This is a genomic window from Actinosynnema sp. NPDC050801 (assembly GCF_040673975.1).
Lineage (GTDB): Bacteria > Actinomycetota > Actinomycetes > Mycobacteriales > Pseudonocardiaceae > Actinosynnema.
Genome location: NZ_JBFAQZ010000009.1, coordinates 96,146 through 109,910 on the forward strand (window position 1 = coordinate 96,146; position 13,765 = coordinate 109,910).

At 70.8% G+C, this 13,765-nt stretch carries 11 protein-coding genes; 7 read left to right on the forward strand and 4 right to left on the reverse strand.

The features are described 5' to 3' along the window. Window positions 1–17: 17 nt before the first annotated feature. The 4 genes from AB0K14_RS21525 to AB0K14_RS21540 all read left to right on the forward strand — a co-directional run bounded on the left by AB0K14_RS21525 (window position 18) and on the right by AB0K14_RS21540 (window position 4,288). Window positions 18–1,082: a cobalamin-independent methionine synthase II family protein gene (locus AB0K14_RS21525; protein WP_360462196.1), complete on the forward strand. Its 1,065-nt coding sequence runs from the start codon at window positions 18–20 to the stop codon at window positions 1,080–1,082. 407 nt (window positions 1,083–1,489) lie between these two features. After that, the gene (locus AB0K14_RS21530) at window positions 1,490–2,809 is read left to right on the forward strand and encodes an AarF/UbiB family protein (RefSeq protein WP_360462193.1); all 1,320 of its coding nucleotides are present in this window, start codon (window positions 1,490–1,492) and stop codon (window positions 2,807–2,809) included. Window positions 2,810–2,816: 7 nt separating this feature from the next. Next, window positions 2,817–3,422, forward strand: coding sequence for a carboxymuconolactone decarboxylase family protein (locus AB0K14_RS21535; RefSeq protein WP_360462190.1), 606 nt, complete (start codon window positions 2,817–2,819; stop codon window positions 3,420–3,422). After that, window positions 3,419–4,288 (forward strand): SDR family oxidoreductase, encoded by an 870-nt coding sequence (locus AB0K14_RS21540; RefSeq protein WP_360462188.1) that lies wholly within the window; start codon window positions 3,419–3,421, stop codon window positions 4,286–4,288. Before AB0K14_RS21535 ends, AB0K14_RS21540 begins: the two co-directional genes overlap by 4 nt. Window positions 4,289–4,361: 73 nt before the next feature. Here the strand turns inward: AB0K14_RS21540 and AB0K14_RS21545 are convergent, their stop codons facing one another. Further along, on the reverse strand, window positions 4,362–5,909 hold the full coding sequence (locus AB0K14_RS21545; protein WP_360462185.1) for a GMC family oxidoreductase N-terminal domain-containing protein: 1,548 nt from the start codon (window positions 5,907–5,909) through the stop codon (window positions 4,362–4,364). A 366-nt stretch (window positions 5,910–6,275) separates the two neighbouring features. Between AB0K14_RS21545 and AB0K14_RS21550 the strand changes: the two genes are divergently transcribed. The 3 genes from AB0K14_RS21550 to AB0K14_RS21560 all read left to right on the forward strand — a co-directional run bounded on the left by AB0K14_RS21550 (window position 6,276) and on the right by AB0K14_RS21560 (window position 10,087). Beyond that, the gene (locus AB0K14_RS21550) at window positions 6,276–7,268 is read left to right on the forward strand and encodes a DUF1702 family protein (RefSeq protein WP_360462182.1); all 993 of its coding nucleotides are present in this window, start codon (window positions 6,276–6,278) and stop codon (window positions 7,266–7,268) included. Further along, window positions 7,265–8,632, forward strand: coding sequence for a cytochrome P450 (locus AB0K14_RS21555; RefSeq protein WP_360462179.1), 1,368 nt, complete (start codon window positions 7,265–7,267; stop codon window positions 8,630–8,632). The genes AB0K14_RS21550 and AB0K14_RS21555 overlap by 4 nt, the downstream gene beginning before the upstream one ends. A gap of 366 nt (window positions 8,633–8,998) precedes the next feature. Further along, window positions 8,999–10,087, forward strand: coding sequence for a carboxymuconolactone decarboxylase family protein (locus AB0K14_RS21560; RefSeq protein WP_360462177.1), 1,089 nt, complete (start codon window positions 8,999–9,001; stop codon window positions 10,085–10,087). A gap of 485 nt (window positions 10,088–10,572) precedes the next feature. On the opposite strand, the gene AB0K14_RS21565 is transcribed toward AB0K14_RS21560, so the two are convergent. The 3 genes from AB0K14_RS21565 to AB0K14_RS21575 form a co-directional block, all read right to left on the reverse strand. Continuing rightward, a complete protein-coding gene (locus AB0K14_RS21565) occupies window positions 10,573–11,340 on the reverse strand; it encodes a helix-turn-helix transcriptional regulator (protein WP_360466412.1) in 768 nt (255 codons plus the stop codon). A gap of 148 nt (window positions 11,341–11,488) precedes the next feature. Further along, on the reverse strand, window positions 11,489–12,460 hold the full coding sequence (locus tag AB0K14_RS21570) for a DUF1702 family protein (protein WP_360466415.1): 972 nt from the start codon (window positions 12,458–12,460) through the stop codon (window positions 11,489–11,491). A gap of 142 nt (window positions 12,461–12,602) precedes the next feature. Beyond that, entirely contained in the window at window positions 12,603–13,349 is a 747-nt protein-coding gene (locus tag AB0K14_RS21575) for a helix-turn-helix transcriptional regulator (RefSeq protein WP_360466418.1), read from the reverse strand. Window positions 13,350–13,765: the final 416 nt, after the last annotated feature.

Genomic DNA, 13,765 nt, shown 5'->3' on the forward strand with positions numbered 1-13,765 from the left:
AACCCTTGGAGGGGGCAATGGGCATTCCGACCGAGCCGATCGGCAGCATCCCGCGTCCGGCGGAGCTGGTGCAGGGGTTCAAGGACCACGCGGAGGGGCGCATCGACGCGGCCGCGCTGCGCGACCTGACGGACAAGGCGTTGACCGACACGGTCGGCCGGTTGGAGGCCACCGGTTCGCCGGTGGTCACCGACGGCGAGCAGGACAAACCGAGTTTCCTGACCTACCCGGTGGCGGGCATCTCCGACCTCGCGCCGGGTGGCGCGGTGGTGCCGTTCGCCGACGGGCACACCCGTGAGCTGCCCGTGCTCACGAGCGGGCCGTTCCGCTACACCGCGCGCGCCGTCGACCTGCTGCGCACCACGCAGCGGCTCACGTCGCTGCCGGTGAAGCAGCCGGTGATCGCCCCGTCGGCGCTGAGCCTGCTGTACCCGGCGGACGGCATCGACGGCTACTCGCGCGACGAGTTCATCGCGGACCTCGTCAACGAGACCGAGACCGACATCCGCGCGTGCCTGGACGCGGGGGCGGCCGTGGTGCAGCTGGACTTCACGGAGGGGCGGCTGTCGCTCAAGCTCGACCCGTCGGGCGGGCTGCTGCGCGACTTCGTGGCGCTCAACAACGCGGTGCTGGAGCGGTTCTCCGACGAGGAGCGCACCAGGATCGGCCTGCACACCTGCCCGGGCGGCGACTGGGACTCCACGCACAGCGCGGACGTCGACTACGCCGACCTGCTGCCGGACCTGTTCCGGATCAAGGCCGGTCGGTTCTACGTGCAGCTGGCCAGCGAGTCCGACCCCCGTCGGGTGCTGGCGATCATCAAGGAGCACCTGCCCGCCGACGCGCGGGTGTTCATCGGCGTGACCGATCCGATCGACCCGCGCGTGGAGACGCCCGAGGAGGTGCGCGACCGCGTGCTGGAGGCGGCCGAGTTCATCCCCGTCGGGCAACTGGGCACCTGCGACGACTGCGGGTTCGCCCCGTTCGCCGACGACACGTCCACCACGCGTGACACGGCGTTCGCCAAGATCGCCGCCAGGGTCCGGGGCACGGAGCTCGCCTCCGCCGCACTCGGGGTCTGATCGCGCATTTCCACGACGCCGGGCAGCCGCGCGGGCCGAAGTCGACGCACTCCCACGGGAGGCGCCTTCGACCCGCACGGAGGCCCGGCGTCGTCGCGTCCGGGGCCTTTTCCACCCCACCCCGAACCGGCCGGTCCGGCACCGTCCACACAGGACTTTTCGGCCGGTTCGCGCGAAAAGCAATATTCGAGAAGAGGGACACCTACACGTAACGGTGTAATGCTTCCGGTGACGTTCCCTCCGGAAAGGCGGCCCCCCGCGATGACGTTTCGGTCGAACTCGGCCCCTTTCCCCGACAAATCACTCCGGCGAGGCACGGAGGGAGTAGTCGGCGCGGCATCGGCGTCGACACCATCAGGGCGGACGGCGTCGTGCCGTCCCGGCGAGTCCAACGACAGGGGGCGAGGTTGACCACCATCACTGGCCGCCTGGTGCAGCTGCCCGGCCTGGTGCTGCGCTGCGTCTGGGTCGGCGTCATCGTGTTCTGCTACAGCCTGGCCATCGCGGGTGCCGCGGTCGGCGCGCGCTTCCGGCGTTCCAAGGACGGACGTGGCCTGCGCGACGGCGACCGGTGGGTCAGGATGCTGACCCGCCTGGGGCCCTCCTACATCAAGATCGGCCAACTGCTGAGCACCCGGCGGGACCTGTTGCCCGAGGAGGTGACCACCCCGCTGGGCAGGCTCACCGACGGCGCGTCGCCGCCGAGCAGGCGGCGGATCGAGCGCACCGTCCGGCAGGCCTACCGCGACCGGCCCTGGCCGTTCCGGGAGTTCTCGTGGGAGCCGGTCGCCTCGGGCAGCATCGCGACCGTCCACGAGGCGGTGACGCTGGACGGCCGCCACGTGGCGGTCAAGGTGCGGCGTCCCGGTATCGAGAAGGTCATGTGGCAGGACTTCACGCTGACCGCCTCGGCGATGAGCATGATGGGTCTGCTGCCCAAGCTGCGCAAGATGCCGTTCAAGCTCATGCACGGCCAGGTCGGCGGCGCGATCCTGCGGCAGCTCGACTTCGAGGCCGAGGCGGCGTCGCTGACCGCGCTGCGGGCCAACCTGGTGCGCTCCGGCCGCGCCGTGACCATCCCCGCGCCGCTGCCGGAGCTGTGCACGGCGGAGACCGTCGTGATGGACTTCATCAGCGACCTGAGGCGCTTCGAGCCCGGCGAGCTGGACGCCGACACCCGGCGCTCGGTCCAGCGGGCGGTGCTGGGCGCGGTCTACGAGATGCTGTTCATCGACGGGTTCGTGCACTGCGACCTGCACCCGGGCAACCTCTACTTCGACCTCAACGCCGACCTGGTGATGCTGGACGCCGGCTTCGTCATCCAACTGCCCGACCCGGTGCGCCGGTCGTTCGCGGACTTCTTCATCAACATGGCGATGGGCGACGGCTGGTCGTGCGCCCAGATCGTCATCGAGAGCGCCGCCGAGATCGCCGACGACTGCGACCTGGAGGGGTTCCGCACCGCGCTCGGCGAGCTCGTGGCGGAGACCTCCGGCGCGAAGTCCGGCGAGTTCGACCTGGCCCGCTTCGCCGGCCGCCTGTTCGACCTGCAACGCCGGTTCGGCTTGTTCCCCGCCCCGGAGTTCGCCTTCCCCCTGCTCTCGCTGCTGGTCATCGAGGGCATGATCAAGGGCTTCGACTCCGACCTCGACTTCCAGGCCGAGGCCATCCCGGTCCTGCGACGCCGAAACATCCCTCGTGACGCTCCAACCGCTGTTGAAAGGTGAGTCGAGCATGGACGCAACCACCCACGTCAGGGTTCCGCTGGTCGACGAGGGTCAGGCCGAAGGCCGCCTCGCCGAGCTGTACGACAACATCAAGCAGTCCACCAACCTGCCGTTCGTGCCGGACATGTTCCGCCTGATGTCCACCAGGCCCGACCTGCTCGAAGCCGTGGTGGCCGGGTACAAGGGCATGTTCCTCGGCGGTGTGCTGCCGCGGCAGACGCGGGAGCTGATCTCCGCGTGGACGTCGAAGGTCAACGAGTGCCCGTACTGCGTGGGCACGCACAACTTCTTCTTCCAGGCGTTCGGCGGCCCCAAGGAGACCGCCGAGGCCGTCGAGCGCGCGGAGTCCGTGGAGGACCTGCCGGTGGACGAGCGCACCAAGGTGCTGCTGCGCCTGCTGACCAAGCTGAGCAAGGAGGCGTACAAGATCACCGACGCCGACTGGCGGGTGGCCATGGACGCCGGCTGGACCTCCGAGGAGCTGCTGGAGGGCTTCTTCATCGCCGGGATGTTCAACTTCATCACCCGCATGGTGGACGGCCTGGGGCTGGGCTTCTCGGTGGCGGCGAGCCGGGTGTCGCAGCAGGAGGTTCCGGCTGGGGGTGAGGCGTGACCGCCTCTCGCGCGGTGCTGATCACCGGGGTGAACTCCTCGGGTGGGCTGTCGTCCGGCACCGGCCGGGCGACAGCTCTGCGCCTGCACCGCGCCGGCTGGCCGGTCTACGCCACGGGTCGCGACCTGGACGGGCTCAAGGACCTGGCCGACGAGGGCATCACCACGCTCCAGGTCGACGTCACCGACGAGGAGTCGATGGCGGCCGCGGTGAAGCGGATCACCGAGGACCACGGCGCGGTCGGCGTCCTGGTGAACAACGCCGCCTACAGCCTCAACGGCACCATCGGCGAGACTCCGATCGAGCAGGTGCGCCGGCAGTTCGAGACGAACTTCTTCGGCCTGTCCCGGATGACGCAGCTGGTGCTGCCCGGCATGCGCGAGCAGCGGTCGGGCCGGATCATCATGATGTCGTCGATCTTCGGCCTGTTCGCCACGCCCGGTCGCGGCTACTACCAGGCGACCAAGCACGCCCTGGAGGCCATCAGCGACTCGCTGCGGCTCGAGGTGAAGCCCTGGGGCATCAAGGTGTCCATCATCGAACCGTCGCCGATCCTCGGCTCGTTCGTGCCGACCACGGTCGGCGACCTCGGCCTGGACACCGACAGCGACCTGTACGCCGACTTCTGGGAGCGCTTCGTCGTCTGGCACGGCGCCTACCGCGAGGTCGACAAGCCCAAGGGCCGCGGCCGCACGGCGGTGCGCTCCGGCAAGGTCGCGGAGACCATCGAGAAGGCGATCACGGACCCCAACCCGCGCATCCGCTACCGGCTCGGCCTGCCGACCCACCTGCTGAAGCCGCAACGGGCGATCTTCGGCGACCGGGCCTGGGAGGTGTTCGTCACCAAGTTCTTCCCGCAACCCTGATCGTCGCTCCACCCGCACGACGAAGCGGCTCCGGACCCGAGGTCCGGAGCCGCTTCACTTCGTCGCGAGTGCATCAGCCCTCGCGCAGCAGGTCCGCCACCCGCTCGCCGATCATGATCGAGGAGAGGTTGGTGTTGGCCCGCACCGTGCTCGGCATGATGGACGAGTCGGCGACGTACAGGGACTCGGTGCCGTGCACCGCGCCCCGCTCGTCCACGACCGAGTCCGGGTCCGAGGCCGGACCCATCCGGACCGTGCCGACCGGGTGGTAGGCGCTGTCCAGACTGGTCTTCACGAACTGCCGCACCATGTCGTCGTTGTCGATCATGGCGTCCCGCAGCACCACGAAACCCTGACCCAGCTTCATGATGTCGGGGTGGTGGGCCAGCTTCCACGCCGTGCGGACGCCGTCGACGAGGATGTCCATCTCGCGCTCGTCGTCGAGGAAGTTCAGCACGATCTGGGGCTGGGCGGTCGGGTCGGCGGACGGCAGCGTGATCCGGCCGCGCGAGCCGGGGCGCTGCGCCACCACCATCACGCCGAGGATCTCGGTGGTGCCCGCCAACATCTGCAGTTCCGGGAAGTGGTCCAACGAGAAGTGGTTGACCATGTAGTACTGCAGGTCGTTGAACTCGCCGGAGACCGGCGAGGTGGTGCGGAGGATCTCCTGCAGGAACGCCTCGGTCGGGTCGACCATGCCGGGCTGCGGCACCAGGAACGCACCGGTGCGCTGGTGGTCGACCAGGTTGCCGCCGACCCCCGAGAGGTCCGCGCGGACGTCGATGCCCAGCCGGCGCAGGTCCTCGGCCGGGCCGATGCCGGAGCGCAGCAGGATCGCCGGCGACGCGACCGCGCCGGCGGCCAGGATGATCCGGCGGCCCTCGATGAGCTCGTAGGAGCCCCCCTGCGCCGCCGCCATGACGCCGATCGCCTTCGTGCCGTCGAACACCACCCGGTCGACCGACGTGAGCGACCTGATCTCCAGGTTCGCCCGGCCGCGGACCATCCGCAGGTAGGTCGTGCCGGTGGTGGCCCGGTGCACCGAGTCGTGCCGGGTGGACGGGATCGAGCCGACGCCGGTCGCCTCGGGGTGGTTGTGGTCCTTGACCTCCGGGAAACCCGCTTCCAGGCAGGACTCGATGAACGCCGTCTGCCCCGGCGACAGCTCCTCCGGCGACCAGCGGCGGATCGGCATCGGACCGCCCTGGCCGTGGAACTCGCTGTCCCCGTAGTCGTAGTCGTTCTCCAGCTTGCGGAAGTAGGGCAGCACGTCGGAGTAGGACCAGCCCGGGTTGCCGGCGGCGGCCCAGTCGTCGTAGTCCTCCGGGACGCCGCGCAGACCGACCGTCGCCCCGACCGCCGACGAACCGCCGGCGAGCTTGCCGCGCGGGTAGCGGATCCGGCGACCGTCGTGCACGTCGGCCCGGAAGGTCCAGTCGTTGCCGACGAACGACATCGAACGGCCGTAGAAGATCTCCTCCGGCAGCTCCTCCGGCTCGGCGTAGTCCGGGCCGCCTTCCAAGAGCAGCACGCGCCGCGCGGGATCCTCGGTCAACCGGGCCGCGAGCGCCGCACCGGCCGATCCGGCGCCGACGATGATGTCGTCATATTGAGCCGTCATAAGCAGTCCTCGAAGATTGGGCGCCTCGGCCGCAGGGTTCTGCGACCCACCCGCCGAGCGTCGCACCGGCTGCGATGACCTTGCTACTCGCGCGTTGCCCCGCGTGGTGTTCCACGCGCGCGATCGGGCGGCACAACGGGAGGAACACTCGGTTCCGCTGACCGGGTGACGCTCGGGATCCGACCGCCTCACCACGAATATCCCGCACGCGCGGCGCCTTCTCCGATCATGCCTACTTCCCTGCCACAGCGCCACTCCGCGGTCCGGTGGGCACGTTGGGAGTAGGCAACTCCCGACCGCTGCGCCGACCATTTCCATTAAGTCCGAATCGCTGCGGCATCCGCGGCGGGACGAAGGGAGCACACATTGTCCAGCCCGTGGCGTGCGCTCAGACGCCGCATCCTGACTCCCAGCGTTTCCAACACGAAAATCGACGTGCGTGGTTTCCACTACAAGGACGAAACCGCGAAGGAACTGCTGGAAACCGTCGGCCGCTCCTTCCTCGAAGGCTACGGCTACGCCGCGGAATCGCGCACGCCGGACGAGGCCGAGCACAAGCTCGAACAGATGCCGCACAAGTTCCGCGGCTTCGCCTACGAGGGCGCCGGAATGGGCTTCGCGGTACGCGACGCGCTCCCGTTCGGCCGGGGTGGGCGGACCGGGCGGTTCCTCCAAGGCCGGGCCAAGGCCCACGACTACATGGTGATCGTGGGCGTCGGCTGGGCGATGGCCCGGGTGCCCCGGTCCCGCTGGTCCAAGCTCGGCCTGGACGACCCGCTGCTGCGCTGGCTCGCGCTGGACGGCTACGGGTTCCACCAGGCGTACTTCCACACCGATAAGTACGTGCGGCAGCAGTACCGCGAGCCGAGCTTCCCTTGGCCTACCGACGGTTCCGCGTGGTACTCGCCGCGCGGCATCGACCAGGGCATCGGCCGGGCCATGTGGTTCGTGGGCGGCGCCGACCCGAAGGTCGTGGCGGACCTGATCGAGAAGTTCCCGCAGGAGCGCCATGCCGACCTGTTCGCGGGCTCGGGGCTGGCCGCCACCTACGCGGGCGGCCTGCCCGAGAGCGAGCTGCGGTGGTACGCGGACCGGGTCGGTCCCTACCTGCCCAACGTCGCGCAGGGCAGCGCTTTCGCCGCCACCGCGCGGGTCGACCAGGGCCTGGTCGTCGACCACACGGCGGTGGCGACCGGGGTCTTCTGCGACATGACGCCCCAAGAGGCGGCGCGGTTGTGCCACGACACGCGTCCCCCGGCGGTCGCCGAACTGCCCGAGCACCCCGGGATCCCGGCCTTCGAGGTGTGGCGCAGGCGCATCACCGCGACGTTCACCACCGATGCGGATGTGACGGCATGACCACGCTCGACATGGCGAGCCCGCGCCGGGCAGTGCCCGGACCGCCTCGCAGCGAGACGATGAGCCTCCTGGCCAGGATGGTCCGCGACCGGCTCGCCGTGATGACCTCGGTGTCCCAGCAGTACGGGGACGCGGTCCGGCTGCGGCTGGGCCCCAAGTCGATGTACTTCTTCAACAACCCCGACCACGCCAAGTACGTGCTGGCCGACAACCCCGGCAACTTCCTCAAGGGCATCGGCCTGGTGCACGCCCGCCGTGCCCTCGGCGACGGCCTGCTCACCAGCGAGGGCGAGCTGTGGAAGGCCCAGCGCAAGACGATCCAGCCGGCCTTCCAGGCCAAGCGGATCGCGAGCAAGGCCGACGTGATCGCGCAGGAGGCCGCCGGGCTGGTGGACAAGCTGCGCGGGCACCGCGGCGGCGACCCGATCGACATCAGCGAGGAGATGACCGGGCTGACGCTCGGCGTCCTCGGGCGGGCGCTGCTCGACGCCGACCTCAACGCGTTCGAGTCGATCGGGCACTCGTTCGAGGCGGTCCAGAACCAGGCGATGTTCGAGATGATGTCGCTGAGCACGGTGCCCCACTGGGTGCCGCTGCCCATCCAGCGCAAGTTCCACCGCGCCAGGGCCGACCTGGACCGCATCGTCGCCCAGCTGGCCGACGAGCGGCGCGCCAACCCCACCGGCGCCGGTGACGACGTCCTGTCCCGGCTGGTGGAGGCGACCAGGCTGGAGCCCGACCAGGCGGCCGGGCACCAGCGGATGCGCGACGAGATGGTGACGCTGCTGTTGGCCGGGCACGAGACGACGGCGAGCACGCTCAGCTGGACGTTCTACCTGGCGGACAAGCACCCCGAGGTGTGGGAGCGGCTGCACGCCGAGGCGGTCGAGGTGCTGGGCGACCGGCAGCCGACGTTCCAGGACATCCCGCGGTTGCGGTACACCACCATGGTGATCCAGGAGGTCATGCGGCTGTACCCGCCGGTGTGGATCCTGCCGCGGATGACCCGCGAGGAGGACGAGATCGGCGGGTACCACGTGCCGGCCGGGGCGGACGTGCTGATCTGCCCCTACACGCTGCACCGGCACCCCGGCTTCTGGGAGGACCCGGACCGGTTCGACCCGGACCGGTTCTCCCCCGGCCGCTCGTCCGGGCGGTCGCGCTACGCCTACATCCCGTTCGGCGCCGGTCCGCGCGTGTGCGTCGGCAGCGGCCTCGGGATGATGGAGGCCACGATCGTCACCGCCAGCGTGGTGCGGGAGCTCCGGCTGTCGACGGTGCCGGGGTACCAGGCCCGCGCCGAGCCGATGCTGACGCTGCGCGTGCGCGGTGGGTTGCCGATGACCGTGCGGTCCGCCGCGTGAGCTCCGGTTCCGGGCTCGCGCCGGCAGGTGCGGTTCCCGGCCGGGACCGCGGTCAGCCGGTCGGCGCCGCGCGCGAGGGTGCCGCCGGGGACCGCTTGACCCTGACGCGGGTCTGACGTCGATGTGACGGCGGGCGCGTCGTGGACCGGCCGGGGTCGTGCGAAGGCACGTCCCGCGGTTGCGGCGGGACGCGGGAAATCGCCGACGGTGGCCGCCGGGAATGCGCGTCCCGGTGGCCACCGAAGCGACAGCGGGCCGTTCCCGACCCGGAACCCGCCGAAACGCGCCGGAACGGCCGGGGCCGCCCTTACGCTGTTGTCCCTTCTCGTCCCGATCCCTGAAGCGCCGGCGGAGGAATCGATTTCAATGCGAGCGACACTGGTACAGGCCGGCTTGCGCGGCCTTTCCACCGCGCAGGTCCGGCAGGTGCGCGCGGTGCGATACGGCGCGGCCGATGAAGACGTGGCCCGGGTCTACCGGGAACTCGAACGGGATTTCGGTGTGCTCGCGCCGCCGATCGCGCTGCACGCGTCCTCACCCGACGTGCTGGCCGCGGCCTGGCTGGTGCTGCGCGAGACGCTGCTCGTGCCCGGCACGGTGCCGAGGGCGCACAAGGAGGCGGTCTCCACCGCCGTGTCGGTGGGCAACAACTGCCCGTTCTGCATCTCGATGCACTCCTCGATGCTGATCGACCTGGTCGGCTACAAGGACGGGGCGATCCCGGAGCCCGCGGCGCGTGCGGCCGGCGAGTGGGCCACGGCCAACGCGACCGTCGACGGGGCCGCCGCGCACCCGGTGCCGTTCCCGGTCGGCCAGGCGCCGGAGATGGTCGGCACCGCGGTGGTGCTGCAGTACCTCAACCGCATGGTGAACATCTTCCTGGGCGAGCTGCCACTGCCGCCGGGCGCACCGGTCGCGTCGATGACCGTGGTGCGCCGGGTGCTGGTGTGGCTGATCAAGTCGGCCGAGCGCGCCGGCCCCCGTCCGGGTGCGTCGTTCGGCCTGCTGCCCGACGCGCCGCTGCCCGCGGACCTGTCGTGGGCGCAGGGACACGACGCGATCGCCGGTGCCTTCGCGCGTGCGGCCGCCGTCTTCGACGAGGCCGGCCGCCGCTGCGTGCCCGCCGAGGTGCGCGAGCTGGTGCTGGAACACCTGGAGCGGTGGGACGGCAAGCCGATGGGCGTGAGCCGCGCCTGGGTGGAGGACGCGATCGCCGTGCTGCCCGCGGCGCAGCAGGACGCCGGGCGGCTGGCGCTGCTCACCGCGCTGGCCTCCTACCAGATCGACCAGTCGGTGATCGACCGCTTCCGCGCGTTCCGGTCGGACGACCGGTCGCTGATCGACATCACGTCCTGGGCGAGCATGGCCGCGGCACGGCGCGTGGGCAGCTGGATGAAGGTGCCGGCCGAGGCCACCGAGTCCGAGTCCCTGCCGCCCGCGCCGCGGTCGGCCTGACCGGGTCGACCCGACCGCGGGATTGGCTCCGAACCACCATGACCGACCACCGCGCACCACACCGGCGGCTCCGCTCGATCCCGGAGCCACCGGGGTGGTGGACGAAGGCGCACTGCCCGATCGGCCCAGCGGGCGCGGTGCCACATGGCGTACGCGCCGGTGCCGGCACGGTCCGCCGCTGTCGACCGCACGGCGCACGCGACCGATCCGACGGCGCGGTGCCGACGATCGACCGACGCGGACCGCACGCCACACGCGCCCGTTCCGGGGCCGTGCCGACGGTTGGCTGCCGCGAACCGCGCGCAACGGGTTGTTCCGGCGCGGTGCCGACGGTTGACCGCTGCGAACCGCACGCCACGCGCGCCCGTTACGGCGCTGTGCCGAGGGATGACCGCCGCGGAGCACACGCCACAGGGCGCTCCGGCGCGGTACCGACAGTTGACCGGCGCGGACCGCGCGTCACGCGCGTCCGGTCCGGCTCGGTGCTAGCGGTTGGCCGCCGCGGTCAGTGCGACGGCCGGGACCTCGCGGCTGTCCAGCTCGGGCAGGGCCAGCAGGATCGGCAGGTCGAGCAGGCACGACGTCCTGGTCTCGATGTCCGCCTCGACCGTCCGGTCCGCCCGCACCGGGACCGGCGCGGCCGCACCCACGAACAGCGGCCGACGCCTCGACGGGTTGGGGTCGAGGTCCTCGACCGCCACCACGGCCGCCCGGATGAAGCACTGCCCCTCCGGCACCGCGTCGAGCCGGTACGGCCCCGAACCGTCGCGGATGTCGCAGGCGACCGGGACACCCTGGGCGATCGGGTCCTTGAACGCGGCCACGTAGACGCGCACCGGCATGGCGGTCTCCGGCACACCGATCCAGCCGCACACCGCGCCCGACCGCGGCTCGCGCGCGCACCCCGGGAACGTCGGGAGCGACAGCTCCCCCTCGGAGGACAGCGCGCGGAAGCGGGCGGGCGGCACCCCGACGCTGCGGGTGAACCGGCTGGTGAACGTGCCGAGGCTGTTGTAGCCCACCATGTACGAGATCTCGGTGACGCTCAGCGACGTGTCGAGCAGCAGCTGCTTGGCCTTCATCAGCCGGATGGCGGTGAGGAACCGCCCCGGCGAGGTCCCGGTCAGCGACCGGAAAACCCTGGAGAAGTAGAACTTGCTCAGGATCGCCATGTCCGCCATGTCGGCCAGCGACAGTGGCTCGTCGTAGCGACTCCACATCGTGTCGATCGCGCGCTCTACCGCATCCTGCACGACATTCCCCCATTCCACTCGCTGCAGCGACGACGGCGGTACGCCGCCAACGGGTGACCACCTCGCGCGGCGAGGTGCGCACCTTTCGTCTTGACACCGGGCGCCGCGGTGGCGGCCCGCCGCGGCCGTGGACCGGCCGCGGTCACCGTCAACCTCGACCGAGAGCGCGGAACTCGTCCGCGATCCGCCGACGCCACACCTCGTAGGCGGGCACGTCGCCGCCGACCGGACCAAGCGGTCGGTGGCGGGCGCTGACGTCGTTGGTCTCCTCGACGCCCATCCCCCAGAAGACCCTGGTCGCCAGCTCGTTGTGCGGCACGACGAGGCCGGCCTGCACCCGCGCGCCCGCCCCGAACGCGGAGCCCTGCGCGACGTGCGGGCGGTGTTCGCCCGCACGGTCCCAGAACGCGCGGAGCTCGTCCTCGTCCACGCCCCCAGCGTAGGTCGCGGCCAGGCCGGCCCCGCTGTAGAGGTCCGCGTGCCGCGACTCCGGGAACTTGTCGATCAGGTCGGCGACGACGGTCGGGTCGGTGCCGGCGACGAACCACAGGGCACGACCGATGCCCTGGTCGATCACCCGGTCGGCGTACCACTGCGGTCCGTCGGCGGGCCACGGGAACGAAGCCTCCCGGTGGTGCCCGTGCACGTACTCGTCCGGCCGGAAGTACGCCTGGTGGAATCCGTAGCCGTCCAGGACCAGCCACCGCAGCAGGTCGTCGGTCACGCTCGCGGTCATGGCCCGCCAGCGGAACCTCGGCACCCGGGCCAGGGCCCAGCCCACCCCCACGTAGACCATGTAGTCGTGCGCGGCGGCCCGGCCGGTGAGGAACTGCCGCACGCCGCCCCGGCCGCCGAGGGGCAGGCCGTCGCGGACGGCGAACCCCATCGCCGCGCCTTCGTAGGCGAACCCGCGGAAGCGCACCGGCAGCTCCTCCAGCAGCGGCTCCACGTCGAGGGGACGACGCGACTCGGCCGCGTAGCCGTACCCCGTCACGAACATCCGACCGATCGTCTCCAGCAGTTCGGTCGACTCCGCTGTCTTCTCGTGGAAGGCGCGCACGGAAGGCTTGGTCTCCGACATGGAGGGCGTCAGGATGCGGCGCCGCAGCGTGCGGTACATGCTGGCCAACGTATTCCTCCGTCGACGTCCGGGCTCAGGTGTGACAGTCGGGTCGAGCGTGCCCCTCTCCGGGCAGCGGGTCTACTTCACGTTTGCGGTGCGGGTTCACACCGAACGCCGTGGTCGCACCCGGTCCGGCCGCTCACCACCCGGTCACCGCGGCGACCGGCCGACCCGGCGACCGCCCGCGCAGCCGGACGTCCACCCGCAGGTGCTGCCCCGGGTCGACGGCGATCAGGTGGCTCCGACCACCGGCGAACTTCATGGCGCACCGGGACGCGCGCGGGTTGCGCCCGTACATCGCGACCGCGACGCAGCGGGTCGGCAACGCGCCCACCACGAGCGAGGTCTCCATCGGGCCTTCGACCAGCGTGGTGTGCACCGGCGTGCTCTGCGGGATCAGGTCGTCGATGAGCCCGATCGTGATCTCCGCCGGGTCGGCCTGCGCCGGGATCGCCAGCGTGCCGACGATCGACCCGCTGCCGCCCTGCCTGGGCATCGGCACCTGGTGGCCGCCGGGGCTCGCCGGGCTGTCGAGGTCGGGCAGCGCCGTGGCCGCGAGCAGCCCGCTGATCTCGGGGTCGCGGTACTGCGTCGGTGAGACGCCCACCGCGCGGGTGAACCTCGTGGTGAACGTGCCGACACTGCTGTAGCCCACCGTGGTGACGACGTCGGCGACGTTCATCAAGGTGGTGAGCAGCAGCCTTTTCGCCTCAAATAATCGGACCGCCGTCAGGTACCGACCTGGCGGAATACCCACGGTGGCGTGAAACAACCTGGAGAAGTGGAAAGGACTCACGAGTGCGGCGTTCGCCACGTCACGCAAGGTCAGCGGTTCGTAGTAGTTGGCCCGCATCATGGTGATGGCTCGTTCGACAGCGTCGTGCATGGTCGTCCCTTTCGTCGCGAATGGCGCCGGAGCCGTTCGTCGCGCAGCATCGGGCGCAGCCGGCCGAGGCGACCGCGCTGAACCGTCCGGATACGTCATCGAGGTGCGGCGGAACCGTCCGCTCGCCGATTGCGTGAATAGGGCAGGTACTACGACGATGTGCCGATCTTCACCACCCGTACACACTTCCATGGAGAGCCCCCATAACTCTCCAACGCGGACGACGCTAGCAGGATGAGGACCACGCGCAATTGTTTGAGAACCAGGACCGCAACCTGCGAGACGACGCTCACCCGTTCAGAGCAGGAGATACAGCCGGACAGTGGTGTTTTTCGGCACCCGTACGCGTAAACCCCAGGTAAAGAAGGTTCTTCCGAACCGGCGGGACGGTCGGCCGACGGCCCGTCGAGCGGGCC